The organism is Streptomyces sp. URMC 124, from assembly GCF_051386455.1.
Classification (GTDB): Bacteria; Actinomycetota; Actinomycetes; order Streptomycetales; family Streptomycetaceae; genus Streptomyces.
The window spans coordinates 1-258 of sequence record NZ_JBPQTS010000526.1 but is presented as its reverse complement, the minus strand read 5'-3'; the positions used below and the strand labels follow the sequence as shown (position 1 = coordinate 258).

At 40.7% G+C, this 258-nt stretch carries 1 protein-coding gene; it reads right to left on the bottom strand.

The features are described from left to right. A partial coding sequence (locus ACSNOG_RS33575; RefSeq protein ID WP_436756448.1) for a flagellar basal body protein occupies window positions 1-129 on the bottom strand: 129 nt, incomplete at its 3' end. Window positions 130-258: the final 129 nt, after the last annotated feature.

Below are 258 nucleotides of genomic sequence, written 5' to 3'. Positions count from 1 at the left end.
ACCTACTACTTGGCGTGAATATCCTGGGGTACTTGCATTAGCAATATTGTGTCCAGTTGTATTCATTCCGGCCATTTGTGCAAAAAGGCTACGTTTCGCAGTTTCAATCCCGTGAAATGTAGATACCATGTGTTCTCTCCTTAATCAATGCCTGAAATTAAGCCTTGGCATCAAAAAAATTAATTTTATTTGAAGGTCCTGGTGAAGAGGCTGCAGGTTTTTGATAGATCATATCCTCATCCACCCCCACGATCATAT